The sequence below is a fragment of the Chromatiales bacterium 21-64-14 genome (assembly GCA_002255365.1).
Lineage (GTDB): Bacteria > Pseudomonadota > Gammaproteobacteria > 21-64-14 > 21-64-14 > 21-64-14.
The window spans coordinates 330,236-344,824 of record NCBI01000001.1 but is presented as its reverse complement, the minus strand read 5'-3'; the positions used below and the strand labels follow the sequence as shown (position 1 = coordinate 344,824).

The window sequence follows — 14,589 nt, the reverse complement described above, 5'->3', positions numbered from 1 at the left end:
ACATGCTCTACGCCTTGGCCGAACGCCTGACGGATTTCTACAGCGGGTTCAATGTATTCCGCTATCTGACCTTGCGCGCCATCCTCGGAGTGCTGACCGCGCTCGCAATCTCGTTTCTGATCGGACCATATGTCATCCGCCGCTTGAGTTTCTATCAGATCGGTCAGACGGTGCGCAACGATGGTCCCGCCACCCATCTGATTAAGGCGGGCACCCCCACCATGGGGGGTGCCCTGATTCTGGTAGCGGTCGCCGTGTCGACACTGCTGTGGGCCGATCTGGACAACCGCTATGTGTGGGTGGTGTTGGTCGTGACGCTGCTGTTCGGCGCCATTGGGTGGGTGGACGACTACCGCAAGCTGATCCTCCGGGATCCGCGCGGACTGTCGGCGGGCAAGAAGCTGTTCTGGCAGTCGCTGGTGGGGCTGGGCACAGCGAGCTTTCTCTACTACGGGGCGACTACGCCCGCGGAGACTAATCTTCTCGTCCCATTCTTCAAACACGTCTCGGTGCCGCTCGGACTCTTCTATATCCCGTTGGCCTATTTGGTGATCGTGGGTGCCAGCAACGCGGTGAATCTTACCGACGGGCTCGACGGGTTGGCGATCCTGCCCGCGGTGATGGTGGCGGGGGCCCTGGGCATCTTCGCTTACGTGACCGGTCATGTGAAGTTTTCGGGTTACCTGGGAATCCCCTACATCCCGGGGATCGGGGAGCTGGTGGTTGTGTGCGGTGCGCTGGTAGGCGCGGGGCTCGGCTTCCTGTGGTTCAACGCCTATCCGGCGCAGGTGTTCATGGGCGATATCGGCGCCCTTGCGCTGGGCGCCGCCCTGGGCCTGCTGGCGGTACTCGTTCGCCAGGAGCTCGTGCTGTTGGTGATGGGCGGGGTATTTGTGGTGGAGACCGCCTCGGTGATCATCCAGGTGGCTTCCTACAAGCTTACCGGCCGACGAGTGTTCCGCATGGCGCCGTTGCATCACCATTTCGAATTGAAGGGCTGGCCCGAACCGCGGGTCATCGTGCGGTTCTGGATCATTACCGTGATCCTGGTGTTGATTGGTTTGGCAACCCTGAAGATCCGGTGAGCAGCACGCGTGGGTGCCGGCTGCGGGCAGCCGGGGTCAATGACACATTGGTTGGAGGTGGATGGACGATGGCAGGCAGCACATGCCCCTGGTACCGGTGGGACCGCGCTCCGGGTCTGGCCGTGCTCGGCGGGCGCGGCTGACCGATGGCCGTCGCCAGCGCGTACATGACCACGATCCAAGACGCGGGACGTCGTGTGCTCATCGTCGGCCTCGGGGCGACGGGCCTGTCCTGCGCGCGCTTTCTCGCCGCCCATGGCGCGGAGATCGCGGTGACGGATACGCGGGTGCATCCTCCAGGCCTGGATGACTTGCGCGAGACGTTGCCGGACGTGGCTGTGTTCCTGGGCGGGCTCGACGAGCAGGCACTACGTAGCGCCCACGAGATCGTGGTGAGTCCCGGGGTCTCCCTGCGCACTCCAGTCATCGCGGCGGCGATTGGGCGGGGGACGCCGGTGATCGGTGACGTGGAGTTGTTCGCCCGATACGCGCGCGCGCCGGTTGCGGCAATCACGGGTTCCAACGGTAAAAGCACGGTCACTACCCTGCTTGGCGAGATGGCGCGTGCGGCGGGGCGCGATGTCCGGGTGGGAGGTAATTTGGGTACGCCCGCCCTGGACCTGTTGAGTGATGGTGAGCCGGATCTCTACGTGCTGGAGCTCTCCAGTTTCCAGTTGGAGACCACCGCGAGCCTGAGTCCCGCCGTCGCGGCGGTGCTGAACCTGAGTCCCGATCATATGGACCGCTATCAGAACGTCGCGGAATATGCGGCGGCCAAGGCCCGCATCTACCGGCGGGCATCCATGCAAATCGTGAACGCTGATGATCCGCAGGTGGTGGCGATGCATGACCCGCGCAGGGCCGCACGCCGCTACACCCTGCAAGCGCCCGGTACCGGCGAGTTCGGTTTGGTGCAGGACGGGTCGGAGGTCTGGATGGCGTGTGGGACCGAGCGTCTGTTGCCGGCGGCGGAGCTGCGCATCGCCGGGCGTCACAATTTGGCGAATGCCTTGGCGGCCATCGCTATGGGCGATGCCCTTGGGCTTTCCAGAGAGGCGATGCGCGCGGCGTTGGCCGGGTTCAACGGGCTCCCGCATCGCACTCAATGGGTGGCCGAGCGCGCCGGCGTGACTTGGTACAACGATTCGAAGGGGACCAACGTGGGCGCCACGATGGCGGCGCTCAACGGTTTCGACGCACCGGTGGTGCTGATAGCCGGGGGTGACGGGAAAGGGGCGGATTTTACCCCGCTGCGCGCGGTGGTGGCGGCGCGCGCGCGCGCGGTGGTATTGATCGGGCGTGACGCGCCGCGCATCGAAGCGGCCTTGGCGGACAGTGTGCCGGTGTTCGCGGCCCGTGACCTGGATGAGGCGGTACGCACGGCCGCCGCTCAGGCGCGCGCCGGCGATGTGGTATTGCTGTCACCGGCGTGCGCCAGTTTCGACATGTTTCGGAACTATGAGGACCGCGGTGAGCGTTTCACGACAGTGGTCCGGAGGTTCCTGGAATGAGCGCGGTGGAGCTATGGCCGTTCGGGACGGTGCGACCGGATGGTCGGCGGCAGACCGTCATGCCTCTGCAGTTGGATCGACCCTTGATCGTGTCGGTGGTCGCGTTGGCGTCCTTGGGTCTGGTGATGGTGGCGTCCACATCCATGGGGCTGGCCGACCGGCAGTTCGGTACCCCCTTCCATTATGTGCTGCGGGACGGTGTTTATCTGGCGCTGGGTTTCGGCGCGGTGCTGTTGCTGCTGCGGATTCCGCTCGCGGCCTGGGAAGCCGGCGGGCGTGCCCTGTTCTTTATCACCCTGGTCCTGTTGGCGGTCGTGCTCGTGCCCGGGATTGGGAAACACGTCAACGGCAGCGTGCGTTGGCTGGCGTTGGGTCCGTTCCAGTTTCAGGTATCGGAACTAGCGAAGCTCACGGCGGTCATCTATCTGGCCGGTTACATTGTGCGCCAAGCGGATGCGGTGCGTACGACGGCGAGGGGTTTCCTCACCCCGATGCTGCTGCTGGCTCTCGCTGGCGTGTTTCTGCTGCTGGAGCCGGACTTCGGCACCACCGGGGTGATCATGGCTACGGCGCTAGGCATGCTGTTTCTGGCGGGGGTACAGCTCTGGCAGTTCGGTGCGCTGTTCCTGACGGTATCGGTGGGCCTCGGCCTACTGGCGGTATTGAGCCCTTATCGCCTGGAGCGCCTTACCTCGTTCCTCAATCCGTGGGCGGATCCCTTCAGTTCCGGATTCCAGTTGACCCAGGCATTGATCGCGATCGGCCGCGGCCAGTGGTTCGGCGTCGGCCTGGGCAACAGTGTCCAGAAACTGTTCTATCTGCCAGAGGCCCACACCGATTTTCTGTTCTCTATCCTTGCCGAGGAACTCGGCCTGCTCGGTGTGGTGGTGGTGGTGGGTCTGTTCAGCTGCGTGGTGTGGCGCGCGTTTCGCGTCGGACTCCGTGCCGAGCGCGCCGGACGCCCCTTCGGCGCCTATCTGGCCTACGGGATCGGCATGTGGCTTGGAATCCAGGCGTTTCTGAACATCGGCGTGAACATGGGCGTACTCCCTACCAAGGGACTGACCCTGCCCCTGATGAGCTACGGTGGCAGCAGCCTGCTGATCGCATGCGTGGCGATCGGTTTGCTGCTGCGGGTAGACCGGGAGGCGCGCCGTGCCGAGTCGGGAGCGGCGCGGGTCCCTACCCGTGCGCAGGCGCCGGGGGGCGGCCGATGACTGTGTCCCAGTCGAGGCGCAACGCCGGCCCGGTCCTGATCATGGCGGGCGGTACCGGCGGGCACGTCTTTCCCGCCCTGGCGGTGGCCGAGCAGCTGCTGGCCGACGGGGTCGAGGTGCTGTGGCTCGGGACCCGGCGCGGCCTGGAGGCACGGGTGGTTCCGGCAGCGGGGATTCCGATTGTATGGATCCGGGTGGCCGGTTTGCGTGGCAAGGGCGTGCTGGACCGGGTGCTGGCACCGTTGATGTTGGCGCTGGCGCTGGTGCAGGCGCTATGGGTGATGCTGCGGGTGCGTCCGTGCGCGGTGCTGGGGATGGGCGGCTACAGCGCCGGGCCGGGCGGAGTGGTGGCGTGGTTCCTGCGCCGCCCGTTGCTGATCCACGAGCAGAACGCGCTGCCGGGTCTTACCAACCGTTGGCTCGCGCGCTTTGCGACCCGGGTATTGGAATCCTTCCCGGGCAGTTTCGAATCCTGTTACCAGGCGGTGCTGACGGGCAATCCGGTGCGCGCGGCGATCGCCGCGGTGCCGCCGCCGGAAGCGCGGCTCGCCGGGCGTGACGGGCCGTTGCGGTTGCTGGTGTTGGGCGGCAGTCTGGGTGCCCGGGTATTCAACGAGACGGTGCCGGGCGCACTGCGGCGCCTGTCTGCGGAGCAGTGCCCGCAGGTTTGGCATCAGGCCGGGGAGCGCACCCTCTCGGTGGCCCTGTCCCAGTACCGTGCGGCGGGCATTGAAGGGGCGCGGGTGGAGGCCTTCATCGAGGACATGGCCCAGGCCTACGGTTGGGCCGATCTGGTGCTGTGCCGGGCGGGTGCCATGACCGTGTCGGAGCTTGCGGTGGTGGGATTGGCGGCGATCCTGGTGCCCTACCCGCACGCCGTGGACGATCACCAGACCCGGAACGCGCGTTACTTGGTGGAGCGCGATGCGGCGCTGCTTGTTGCGCAACGGGACTTCGACGAGGCGTGGCTGGCAGCCTGCCTGCGCGAGTTCCATCCTGCGCGCCGGCGGCTGATGGAGATGGCGTGCGCGGCGCGCGGGGCGGGACGCCCGCAGGCGGCGCGGCAGGTGGCGACTCTATGCCGCGAGGCAGCGGGTCTGTGAGCGCGGGCCCGATGGACCGTGCGCCATGAGGCAGAACCGGCGGGTTTCACTGATGAGCATTGAAAGCGACACCGGCATGGGCCGCATCCAGTGCATCCACCTGGTGGGGATCGGGGGCGCCGGCATGGGCGGCATCGCCGAGGTGTTGATCAACCTTGGGTACCAGGTGACCGGATCGGATCTGCGAGAGAACGCGGTCACCCGGCGCCTTACCGGGCTCGGCGCGCGCGTGGTGTTCGGTCACGACGCCGCTCACATCGAGGGCTGCGACGTGGTGGTGGTTTCCACCGCGGTGGGTTCCGAAAACCCCGAGGTGATGGCGGCACGGGCGCGCCGCATCCCAGTGGTGCCGCGTGCGGAGATGCTGGCGGAGCTGATGCGTTTCCGCTACGGCATCGCGGTGGCCGGAACCCATGGCAAGACCACCACCACCAGCCTCGTGGCCACCATCCTGGCGGAGGCCGGTCTGGATCCCACGTTTGTGATCGGTGGCCGCTTGAACAGTTCCGGAAGCAACGCGCGCTTGGGCACTGGGCGTTATCTGGTTGCCGAGGCGGACGAGAGCGACGCCTCGTTCCTGTACCTGCAGCCCATGATGGCGGTGGTGACCAACATCGACGCCGACCACATGGGCACCTACGGTGGAGATTTTCAGGCCCTGCGGCATGCGTTCCTGGAGTTCCTGCACCATCTACCGTTCTATGGCTTGGCGGTGCTGTGCCTGGACGACCCCGTGGTACGGGATCTGCTTCCGGAGATCGGGCGCCCGGTGATGACCTACGGCTTTGCGCAAGACGCCTATGTACGCGCGGTGGGCTTCCGTCAGGAGGGCACGCGGACCCATTTCGCCGTGCAACGCAACGGTGTGCGCGAGTGGCTCAACGTCACCCTGAACTTGCCGGGCCGGCACAACGTGCAGAACGCCCTCGCGGCCATTGCCGTGGCCCATGAGCTGGGGATCGATGATGCCCACCTGCTGCGGGGATTGCAGGGCTTCCAAGGGATCGGGCGTCGCTTTCAGGTCTACGGTGAGCTGGACACTCCGCGTGGACGAGTTCTGTTCGTGGATGACTATGGCCATCATCCCCGGGAGATCGAGGCCACCCTGCAAGCGATTCGGGACAGTTGGCCGCAGCGCCGCTTGGTGGTGGCGTTCCAGCCCCATCGCTATACCCGTACCCGCGACCTGTTCGAGGACTTCGCACGGGTCCTGTCCGGCGTCGACGTGCTGTTGCTCGCGGAGGTCTACGCGGCCGGCGAGGTGCCGATCCCCGGCGCGGATGGTCGTACCCTGTGTCGCGCGATCCGTGCCCGCGGCCAAGTGGATCCGGTGTTCGTGGAGCGGGTCGGCGAGCTGCCACAAGTGCTGGATGGTGTGCTAACGGACGGGGACGTGCTGCTTACCCTGGGCGCCGGGGACATCGGCGCGCTGGCCGCGCGTATCCCCGAGGCGCTGCAGCCTGGGGCCAGCGACGCGGCGCCCGGAATGGGGTGCGCACCGTGACACCCATCGGAACCCCGACGGCCTTGCGCGGTGTGCTGCGCCGGAATGAACCCCTGGCGCGCCACACATCCTGGAGGGTGGGTGGCCCGGCGCGTTATTTTTACCAGCCAGCGGACATTGCCGATCTGGCGGCTTTCCTACGACAATTGCCGGCGCAGGAACCGGTGTTGTGGCTCGGATTGGGAAGCAACCTGCTGGTACGTGACGGCGGCGTCGCAGGAACCGTGATCGCGGTGGCCACGGTGCTCAATCGCCTGGAGCGGGATGGAGACAATGTGGTGCGCGCCGACGCCGGGGTGCCATGCGCGAAGGTGGCGCGGTTCTGTGCCCGTCACGGGATGTTGGGCGCGGAATACCTGGCCGGTATTCCCGGCACCCTGGGGGGTGCGCTGGCCATGAACGCCGGGGCGTTCGGGGGCGAGACCTGGGAACGGGTGGTGGCGGTGGAGACCCTGGACCGTCACGGCGAGCTACGGGTGCGTAGTCCACAGGACTTCCGGGTGGGCTACCGCAGTGTGGAGGGTCCACCCGGAGAATGGTTCGTGGCCGGCCACCTGCGGCTGGCGCCGGGGGATCCCCGCACTGGGAGTGAACGCATCAAGGAATTGCTGGCGCAACGCGGTATGAACCAGCCCACCGGCCAGCCGAGTTGTGGTTCGGTGTTCCGCAACCCGCCCGGGGATTACGCTGCGCGTTTGATCGAGCAGTCCGGCCTCAAGGGCGCGCGTATCGGCGGTGCCGCGGTATCGGCCAAGCACGCCAACTTCATTCTCAATACCGGGGGCGCCAGCGCGGCGGATATCGAGGCGCTGATTCAGCAAGTGATCGAGACCGTGGAACGTCTCCACGCGGTGCGTCTGCAGACGGAGGTCCGAATCGTTGGGGAGCCCGCCGCGGCCGGTACGCCCACGCGGATCTCGGCGGAGGTCCGGCAGTGAACCCGCGCGCACCGGATCGCTCCCGCGTGGCTAGTGACTGCGGCCGGGTCGCCGTCCTGATGGGCGGGCGTTCCGCGGAACGGGATATCTCGCTGCTCAGCGGCGCGGCGGTGCTGACCGCTCTGCAGCGCCAGGGCGTGGACGCCCACGGGGTGGATCCAGTGCAGGAGCCCGTTGCGCGGTTGCGGGATGCAGGCTACGACCGGGCGTTCATCGCCCTGCATGGGCGCGGAGGGGAGGACGGCGTCGTTCAGGGTGCCCTGGAGGCCCTTGGTTTGCCCTACACCGGCAGCGGCGTGCTTGGCTCCGCCCTCAGCATGGACAAGCTGCGCAGCAAGCAGGTGTGGATAGGCGCCGGGATTCCCACACCGGAATTCGAGGTCCTCGGGCCGGAGTCGTCAGACTTTGGAGCGGTGGTGGATCGTTTGGGCCTGCCGCTCATGGTCAAGCCGACCCTGGAGGGTTCCAGCCTGGGCATGACCAAGGTGACACGGGCCCAGGACTTGGAAACGGCGCTGGCGGAGGCGTTGCGCTACGACCGTTGCGCGCTGGCGGAGCGCTGGATCGCCGGCCCCGAATACACGGCGGCAATTCTCGGTGAGCGGGTGCTGCCCCTGATCCGGCTCGAGACCCCGCGCGCGTTCTACGACTACGAGGCGAAGTACCATGCCGACACCACCCGTTATCACTGCCCCTGCGGCTTGTCCGCGGAGCGGGAGCAGGCCTATGCGGCCCAGGCCCGCGCCGCGTTTCGTGCCCTCGGCGCGTCGGGTTGGGGACGGGTCGACTTTCTGGTGGATATCGACGCCGAGCCCAGGTTCATCGAGGTCAACACGGTCCCGGGCATGACTGACCACAGCCTGGTGCCCATGGCGGCGCGCGCTGCCGGCATCGGGTTCGATGAATTGGTGCTGGATATCCTGGCGACCACGCTGGCGCCGGCTGGGCAGGCCGGGGTTCCAGATTCCTCCGGCACCCTCGGGGGTACGCCGACATGGCGAGTGTAATCACCGGTCCCTTGAGGCGCGGGGCGCGCAGCCGTCCGGCGCCACGCGTCTCCGGTCGGCGCCGCGACGCGGCGCCGACCCGTGTGTTGCGTGGCGTGTTCCGGGCCCTGCCGGCGGCGTTGGTGCTGATACTGGTACTGGCGGCGGTGACCTGGGGCTGGGAGCAGTTGCGCAATCCGCTGGTGTTCCCGGTGCGTCAGGTCCGGGTCACCGGCACCTTTCATTATCTGAGTCCCGACCGCCTCAAGACCGCGCTGGCGCGGGCAGTGTCGGGCAGCTTCTTCACCGTGAACGTGAAGGCGATCCAGAACGCGGCGGATGCGGTGCCGTGGGTACGCAGGGCGACGGTGTGGCGGGTGTGGCCCGCGACCTTGGTGATTCACGTGGTGGAGCAGACCCCGTTTGCCCGCTGGGGCGACGACGGTGTAATTACCCCCCAGGGCGTCGTGTTCTTCCCGGGGGTCCCCACCGCGTTGCCAGGGTTGGCCCGGCTGGATGGTCCTCCCGACAGTGGAGAGGTGGTATTGGACCACTATCACCGCATGACGAACCTGCTCGCCACAGTGGGACTGCAGGTGGCTGGGGTGACACTGGACGCGCGGCGCGCCTGGCAGATCGACTTGGCGGACGGGATCGTCCTGCGGCTCGGCCGAAAGAACACGATGCGGCGCTTGGGGCGTTTCGTTCGCGCCTATCCGATCGCATTGGCCAAACGGGCGCAGCAGGTGAGTGTCGTGGACTTGCGCTATACCAACGGATTTGCAGTGCGGTGGAAGGCCCCGGGCGGGCGCCCCGCTACCACGACTCAGGGGAGCTGACGCGAGTATGGCAAAAAAGCCGGAAAAGAATCTGATCGTCGGCCTCGACATCGGTACGTCGAAGGTGGTGGCGATCGTCGGCGAAATAACCCCTGAGGGGGGTATCGAGATCATCGGAATCGGCTCCAATCCGTCGCGCGGCCTCAAAAAGGGCGTGGTGGTCAACATCGAGTCCACGGTCCACTCCATCCAGCGGGCGGTGGAAGAAGCGGAACTCATGGCGGGATGCCAAATTCACTCCGTCTACGCGGGGATCGCGGGCAGTCACATCCGCAGCCTCAACTCCCACGGTATTGTGGCGATCCGCGACAAGGAGGTCAGTTCCAGCGATGTGGATCGCGTTATCGATGCGGCGCGCGCCGTGGCGATCCCCGCCGACCAGCGCATCCTGCACATCCTGCCCCAGGAGTTCGTGATCGACGGGCAGGAGGGGATACGCGATCCGGTGGGTATGTCCGGGGTACGCCTCGAGGCCAAGGTGCACATGGTGACCGGCGCGGTCAGTGCGGCCCAGAACATCATCAAGTGCGTGCGCCGTTGCGGCTTGGAGGTGGACGACGTGATCCTCGAGCAGCTCGCCTCCAGCCAGTCGGTGCTTACCGACGACGAGAAGGAACTTGGGGTATGCCTGGTGGACATCGGTGGCGGCACTACTGATATCGCGGTGTTCACTGAGGGTTCGATCCGTCACACCGCGGTGATCCCCATCGCCGGAGACCAGGTGACCAACGACATCGCGGTGGCGTTGCGCACTCCGACGCAACACGCCGAGGACATCAAGATCAAGTACGCCTGCGCGCTGACCCAGCTGACCGGGCCGGACGAGACCATCGAGGTGCCCAGCGTCGGTGACCGGCCGGCGCGGCGGTTGGCGCGCCAAACGCTCGCGGAGGTGGTGGAGCCGCGCTACGAGGAACTGTTTACCCTGATTCAGGCGGAGTTGCGTCGCAGCGGGTTCGAGGAACTGGTCGCGGCCGGTTTCGTGCTGACCGGGGGCAGCGCCAAGATGGAGGGAGTGATCGACCTCGCGGAGGAGATCTTCCATATGCCGGTGCGCCTCGGGACGCCGCAGTACGTGGCGGGCCTGGCGGACGTGGTGCGCAATCCGATCTATTCCACTGGGGTGGGGTTGCTGCTCTTCGGGCAGCAGCACCGCGGGTCGCGCGCCCCGGTGTCGGCGGTGGGTCGTGGGCTGCGCGGGGCATGGGATCGGATGAAGAGCTGGTTTCAAGGAAACTTCTGAGCTTGGAGTGACACACGGAACGGTGCATGGAGGAAATACTGGATGTCGAATACGGGTGGTCATGGGTCGGATCCCGGGGCGTTTTGCCGTCCCGGTCGGGCGATGTTTTCGGTGATTCTGAAGGAGGTAGGATATGTTTGAGCTAATGGATGCGTACAGCCAGAACGCAGTGATCAAGGTCATCGGTGTCGGCGGCGGTGGCGGGAACGCCGTGCAGCACATGTTGGCCCAGAACATCGAGGGTGTCGATTTTATCTGTGCCAATACGGACGCACAGGCGCTGAAGAATACGCAGGCACGCACGGTGTTGCAGCTCGGCAGCACTATTACCAAGGGGCTGGGTGCAGGAGCCAACCCGGACGTAGGCCGCCACGCGGCGATGGAGGACCGCGACCGGATCATCGAGGTGATCGAAGGCGCCGACATGTTGTTCATCACTGCGGGCATGGGCGGTGGCACGGGGACTGGGGGCGCGCCGGTGGTGGCCCAGGTGGCCAAGGAACTCGGCATCCTCACGGTGGCGGTGGTGACCAAACCATTCCCCTTCGAGGGCGCCAAGCGTATGCAGATCGCGGTGGCGGGCATCAAGGATCTGTCCCAGTACGTGGACTCTCTGATCACCATTCCCAACGAGAAACTGCTCAGCGTGCTGGGTAAGGCCATCAGTCTGCTGGACGCCTTCAAGGCGGCCAACGACGTTTTGCGCGGCGCAGTGCAGGGGATCGCGGAGCTGATTACCCGGCCGGGGCTGATCAACGTCGATTTCGCAGACGTACGCACCGTCATGTCGGAGATGGGTATGGCCATGATGGGCTCCGGGGTGGCAACCGGTACTGATCGTGCCCGGGAGGCCGCGGAGGCCGCTATTGCCAGCCCGTTGCTGGAGGACGTCAACTTGGCCGGGGCGCGCGGCATCCTGGTCAATATTACCGCCGGGCCTGATATGGCCATCGGGGAGTTCGAGGAAGTGGGCAATACGGTTAAGGAATTCGCATCGGAGAACGCTACTGTCGTGGTTGGCACGGTGATCGATCCCGAAATGCGCGATGAGTTGCGGGTCACTGTGGTGGCTACCGGGCTGGGTGCTCGGGAACGGCACGAGGAACCACCAGTCAAGCTGGTCCAACGCAACAAAAACGGCGAGATCGACTACGATCAATTGGAGCGGCCGACGGTGATTCGCAAGCAGGCGGTGCACGATCATCGCCTGCCCAGCGAATCGGACCTGGACTATCTGGACATCCCGGCGTTCCTGCGCCGTCAGGCGGACTGAAAAATGCCCTGTGGAGTGCCGGCATGAATTTTGCATTCCCCAGGGTGGGGTGGCTCCCCGCCCGGCGTTGGAAGCCCGCCGGACTATGTGGGTCAACTGGCGCCGGACTGCCGCGTTACTGAGTGTGACGGAGTTCGCAATTTTACCGAACCGATGTCGGGAGCGGGCCTTTGATCGGACTTTACGCAGATTTACGCCGATTTCGGGCGCGTCCGGAGATGCCCTTGTGTTAACCTACGCGCGGTTTTGCAAACCGCTGACCGGATGGAACTAATACACCGATGATCAAGCAACGCACCTTGAAGAATGTGATCCGGGCCACCGGCGTCGGTTTGCATACCGGTGAGAAGGTCTACCTGACGCTGCGGCCGGCCGCGGTGGATACCGGCATCGTGTTTCAGCGCACCGATCTGCCGGAACCGGTGCAGATAAAGGCCAGCCCCGAAAACGTCGGCGAGACGCGCTTGTCGACCACGCTGGTGAAGGGGGCCGCGCGGATCTGCACGGTCGAACATCTGTTGTCAGCCTTTGCAGGGCTCGGGATCGACAACGCCTACGTGGACGTAAGCGCACCCGAGGTCCCGATCATGGATGGCAGCGCTGGTCCGTTCGTATTTCTCATTCAATCCGCCGGTATCGAGGAGCAGCCCGCGCCGAAACGTTTTATCCGGATCAAGCGGCCGGTGGCAGTGGAGGACGGCGACAAGTGGGCCCGTTTCGAACCCTATGACGGGTTCAAGGTATCCTTCGACATCGATTTCGACCATCCCGTGTTCAGGGACCATACCCAGCGGGCGGTGATGGATTTTTCCACCACCTCTTTCGTCAAGGAGGTGAGCAGGGCGCGGACCTTTGGGTTTCTGCGCGACATCGAGCTGCTGCGTGAGCGCCGTCTCGCCTTGGGCGGGCGGCTGGATAATGCAGTGGTGGTGGATGACTATCGGATCCTCAACGAGGACGGGTTGCGTTACGAGGACGAATTCGTCAAACACAAGATTCTAGACGCTATTGGAGACCTGTACCTGTTGGGTGCGAGCCTGATCGGGTCCTTCAGCGCCCACAAGTCGGGCCACGCCCTCAACAACCGCCTGCTGGGGGCGTTGTTGGCGGATCAGGCGTCTTGGGAAGTGGTCACCTTCGAGGGGGATGAACGAGCGCCGATCTCCTTCACCCAGCCGGTAGAGGTGGCCTGAAGCGCATTATAGGCCGATCCACATGCACGGGATTGGATCAGGAAGGCCGCTTGCGCGGCCTTCCGCGTTTCTGGACCCGGTCAGCCTGGGGTTTCCCCGGTTTCGTCGTCGGGGGCGCAGGGCGCGGCGGGGTCGGGAGTATCCTGGTGGCGGCCGGATAGCCGTTCGAGAGCGGCCCGCAGCGCCGGATCCCGGACCGTGGCGGCGTAGCGCCGGATGAATCCTGCGCTTTCCCGGGATATCCGCGCGCTGCGGGAAGCGGTAAGTGTGCCCATGGGCCGCCGCTCCGGGGCAATCCGGACCAAGATTTCCCGCAGGTCCAGGCCCTCGCGCTCCAGGCAACGCCGCAGGGACGGAGTCTGGTAACGCAGGCGGGCAGACCAGACCGGGGAGTCCGTCTCCAGTACCAACCGCCCATCCTGGTATCGGGCCGCGCGCAGATGATGGGCCGGAATCTCGGGCAGGCAGCGGGCAACGACCCGCTCCAGCGCCCGCAGGCGTCGCGCTGCGGCCAACAGATCCCCGAAGTCGCCGCCTTCCCGGGCGAGCCATTCCCCCATCGAAACTGGAAATCGGCCTTGGGTCACAGTATTCTTCTTTGGGAGGGGGCTAAGATCAAAAAATCGCCGATCATGCATTATAAAAACAAATTGTCGGTCCGTGCGATAGCTGCTCAACCAGTGTTCGCTGAGGCCGATAATATGAGCATGATCAATGTCCTGTGTTTCCGTAAGACGGCCAGCCGGCCGACTTTAGTCGATCTGGGCCAACCCAAGTTTATTGGTTTTTTCCTGCTTTTCCTAGGTGTTATGGCCGCTGGCATTGGCTACGGCGGGTATCGGCTGGGCCTGGGCCAGTCCCAGGTCGTGATCCGCGCGATGACCCAAGCGGTGGCGTCCCAGCAGGGCCAGATCCAGCGTGCCGAACGGAATGCGCGGGACAACATGGACGCCTTGGCGCTCCGTCTCGGCCAGATGCAGGCGGGTATGATACGCATCGACGCGCTGGGTGAACGGCTGGTGGAGATGGCCAAACTGGACAAGGGGGAGTTCGACTTCAGCCAGCCTCCAGCCGAAGGCGGGCCTAAGGATCCCGCGGAACTGGAATCCGTGTCCGTCCCGGACTTTATGGCGTCCCTCCAGATGCTTTCCGCGCAGCTCTCCGACCGGGATCAGCAGCTCCAGGTCCTCGAGAACCTGCTGATGCACCGGAAGCTCCAGGAGGAGGTTCTGCCCGCCGGGTGGCCGATCCAGCACGGCTGGATCTCCTCCTATTTCGGGCGCCGTACCGACCCGTTTACCGGGCGTCCCGAATTTCACCCCGGGGTGGATTTCGCGGGCAAGGAGGGCTCCCCGGTGGACGCGGTCGCCGCCGGGATCGTGACCTGGGCGGGTTCCCGCTACGGTTACGGGAACCTGGTGGAGATCGACCACGGAAACGGGTACGCCACCCTATATGGCCACAACGAAAAGTTGCTGGTCCACGTCGGTCAAAAGGTGGCGCAGGGGCAGGAGATTGCGCAGATGGGCTCCACCGGCCGCTCCACCGGACCCCATGTGCATTTCGAAGTGCGCTATTACGGCAAGGCAATCAATCCCGTCAAGATGGTGCAGAGTCGGCGCTGAGCGCCGCGGCCCTGCGCACCCAGACCGCCAACCTCACACCCTGCTGCCCGTCCCGTGCAGCAGGGCTCCTCC

The 14,589-nt window shown here is 65.5% G+C and carries 13 protein-coding genes; 12 read left to right on the top strand and 1 reads right to left on the bottom strand.

Annotated features, from left to right (window positions below; translation table 11 throughout):
* Nucleotides 1-2 precede the first annotated feature (2 nt).
* The 11 genes from B7Z66_01565 to B7Z66_01515 all read left to right on the top strand — a co-directional run bounded on the left by B7Z66_01565 (nucleotide 3) and on the right by B7Z66_01515 (nucleotide 12,892).
* Nucleotides 3-1,085, top strand: a complete 1,083-nt coding sequence (locus tag B7Z66_01565; protein ID OYV78259.1) for a phospho-N-acetylmuramoyl-pentapeptide-transferase — start codon at nucleotides 3-5, stop codon at nucleotides 1,083-1,085.
* 167 nt (nucleotides 1,086-1,252) lie between these two features.
* Nucleotides 1,253-2,596: a UDP-N-acetylmuramoyl-L-alanine--D-glutamate ligase gene (locus tag B7Z66_01560; GenBank protein ID OYV78397.1), complete on the top strand. Its 1,344-nt coding sequence runs from the start codon at nucleotides 1,253-1,255 to the stop codon at nucleotides 2,594-2,596.
* The gene (locus B7Z66_01555) at nucleotides 2,593-3,813 is read left to right on the top strand and encodes a putative lipid II flippase FtsW (protein ID OYV78258.1); all 1,221 of its coding nucleotides are present in this window, start codon (nucleotides 2,593-2,595) and stop codon (nucleotides 3,811-3,813) included. Before B7Z66_01560 ends, B7Z66_01555 begins: the two co-directional genes overlap by 4 nt.
* Nucleotides 3,810-4,916 (top strand): undecaprenyldiphospho-muramoylpentapeptide beta-N-acetylglucosaminyltransferase, encoded by a 1,107-nt coding sequence (locus B7Z66_01550; GenBank protein ID OYV78257.1) that lies wholly within the window; start codon nucleotides 3,810-3,812, stop codon nucleotides 4,914-4,916. The genes B7Z66_01555 and B7Z66_01550 overlap by 4 nt, the downstream gene beginning before the upstream one ends.
* Nucleotides 4,917-4,968: 52 nt before the next feature.
* On the top strand, nucleotides 4,969-6,420 hold the full coding sequence (locus B7Z66_01545) for a UDP-N-acetylmuramate--L-alanine ligase (protein ID OYV78256.1): 1,452 nt from the start codon (nucleotides 4,969-4,971) through the stop codon (nucleotides 6,418-6,420).
* A 23-nt stretch (nucleotides 6,421-6,443) separates the two neighbouring features.
* On the top strand, nucleotides 6,444-7,358 hold the full coding sequence (locus B7Z66_01540; protein ID OYV78396.1) for a UDP-N-acetylenolpyruvoylglucosamine reductase: 915 nt from the start codon (nucleotides 6,444-6,446) through the stop codon (nucleotides 7,356-7,358).
* 59 nt (nucleotides 7,359-7,417) lie between these two features.
* Nucleotides 7,418-8,365: a D-alanine--D-alanine ligase gene (locus B7Z66_01535; GenBank protein ID OYV78395.1), complete on the top strand. Its 948-nt coding sequence runs from the start codon at nucleotides 7,418-7,420 to the stop codon at nucleotides 8,363-8,365.
* Nucleotides 8,353-9,183 (top strand): hypothetical protein, encoded by an 831-nt coding sequence (locus B7Z66_01530; GenBank protein OYV78255.1) that lies wholly within the window; start codon nucleotides 8,353-8,355, stop codon nucleotides 9,181-9,183. Before B7Z66_01535 ends, B7Z66_01530 begins: the two co-directional genes overlap by 13 nt.
* Before the next feature lie 7 nt (nucleotides 9,184-9,190).
* Nucleotides 9,191-10,426, top strand: coding sequence for a cell division protein FtsA (locus B7Z66_01525; GenBank protein ID OYV78254.1), 1,236 nt, complete (start codon nucleotides 9,191-9,193; stop codon nucleotides 10,424-10,426).
* A 133-nt stretch (nucleotides 10,427-10,559) separates the two neighbouring features.
* Nucleotides 10,560-11,699 (top strand): cell division protein FtsZ, encoded by a 1,140-nt coding sequence (locus tag B7Z66_01520; protein ID OYV78253.1) that lies wholly within the window; start codon nucleotides 10,560-10,562, stop codon nucleotides 11,697-11,699.
* A gap of 281 nt (nucleotides 11,700-11,980) precedes the next feature.
* Nucleotides 11,981-12,892, top strand: a complete 912-nt coding sequence (locus B7Z66_01515) for a UDP-3-O-[3-hydroxymyristoyl] N-acetylglucosamine deacetylase (GenBank protein ID OYV78252.1) — start codon at nucleotides 11,981-11,983, stop codon at nucleotides 12,890-12,892.
* 80 nt (nucleotides 12,893-12,972) lie between these two features.
* Here the strand turns inward: B7Z66_01515 and B7Z66_01510 are convergent, their stop codons facing one another.
* A complete protein-coding gene (locus B7Z66_01510; protein OYV78251.1) occupies nucleotides 12,973-13,530 on the bottom strand; it encodes a hypothetical protein in 558 nt (185 codons plus the stop codon).
* A 63-nt stretch (nucleotides 13,531-13,593) separates the two neighbouring features.
* Here B7Z66_01510 and B7Z66_01505 point away from each other — a divergent pair, with 63 nt between their 5' ends.
* The gene (locus tag B7Z66_01505) at nucleotides 13,594-14,517 is read left to right on the top strand and encodes a hypothetical protein (protein OYV78250.1); all 924 of its coding nucleotides are present in this window, start codon (nucleotides 13,594-13,596) and stop codon (nucleotides 14,515-14,517) included.
* Nucleotides 14,518-14,589 lie beyond the last annotated feature (72 nt).

Bases quoted from the DNA above. Each gene is read 5' to 3' on its own strand.
- B7Z66_01505 (OYV78250.1), top strand. From the start codon at position 13,594: ATGAGCATGATCAATGTCCTGTGTTTCCGTAAGACGGCCAGCCGGCCG.
- B7Z66_01520 (OYV78253.1), top strand. From the start codon at position 10,560: ATGTTTGAGCTAATGGATGCGTACAGCCAGAACGCAGTGATCAAGGTC.
- B7Z66_01565 (OYV78259.1), top strand. From the start codon at position 3: ATGCTCTACGCCTTGGCCGAACGCCTGACGGATTTCTACAGCGGGTTC.
- B7Z66_01515 (OYV78252.1), top strand. From the start codon at position 11,981: ATGATCAAGCAACGCACCTTGAAGAATGTGATCCGGGCCACCGGCGTC.
- B7Z66_01545 (OYV78256.1), top strand. From the start codon at position 4,969: ATGAGCATTGAAAGCGACACCGGCATGGGCCGCATCCAGTGCATCCAC.
- B7Z66_01550 (OYV78257.1), top strand. From the start codon at position 3,810: ATGACTGTGTCCCAGTCGAGGCGCAACGCCGGCCCGGTCCTGATCATG.
- B7Z66_01535 (OYV78395.1), top strand. From the start codon at position 7,418: ATGGGCGGGCGTTCCGCGGAACGGGATATCTCGCTGCTCAGCGGCGCG.
- B7Z66_01555 (OYV78258.1), top strand. From the start codon at position 2,593: ATGAGCGCGGTGGAGCTATGGCCGTTCGGGACGGTGCGACCGGATGGT.
- B7Z66_01510 (OYV78251.1), bottom strand. From the start codon at position 13,530: ATGCATGATCGGCGATTTTTTGATCTTAGCCCCCTCCCAAAGAAGAAT.
- B7Z66_01530 (OYV78255.1), top strand. From the start codon at position 8,353: ATGGCGAGTGTAATCACCGGTCCCTTGAGGCGCGGGGCGCGCAGCCGT.
- B7Z66_01525 (OYV78254.1), top strand. From the start codon at position 9,191: ATGGCAAAAAAGCCGGAAAAGAATCTGATCGTCGGCCTCGACATCGGT.
- B7Z66_01560 (OYV78397.1), top strand. From the start codon at position 1,253: ATGACCACGATCCAAGACGCGGGACGTCGTGTGCTCATCGTCGGCCTC.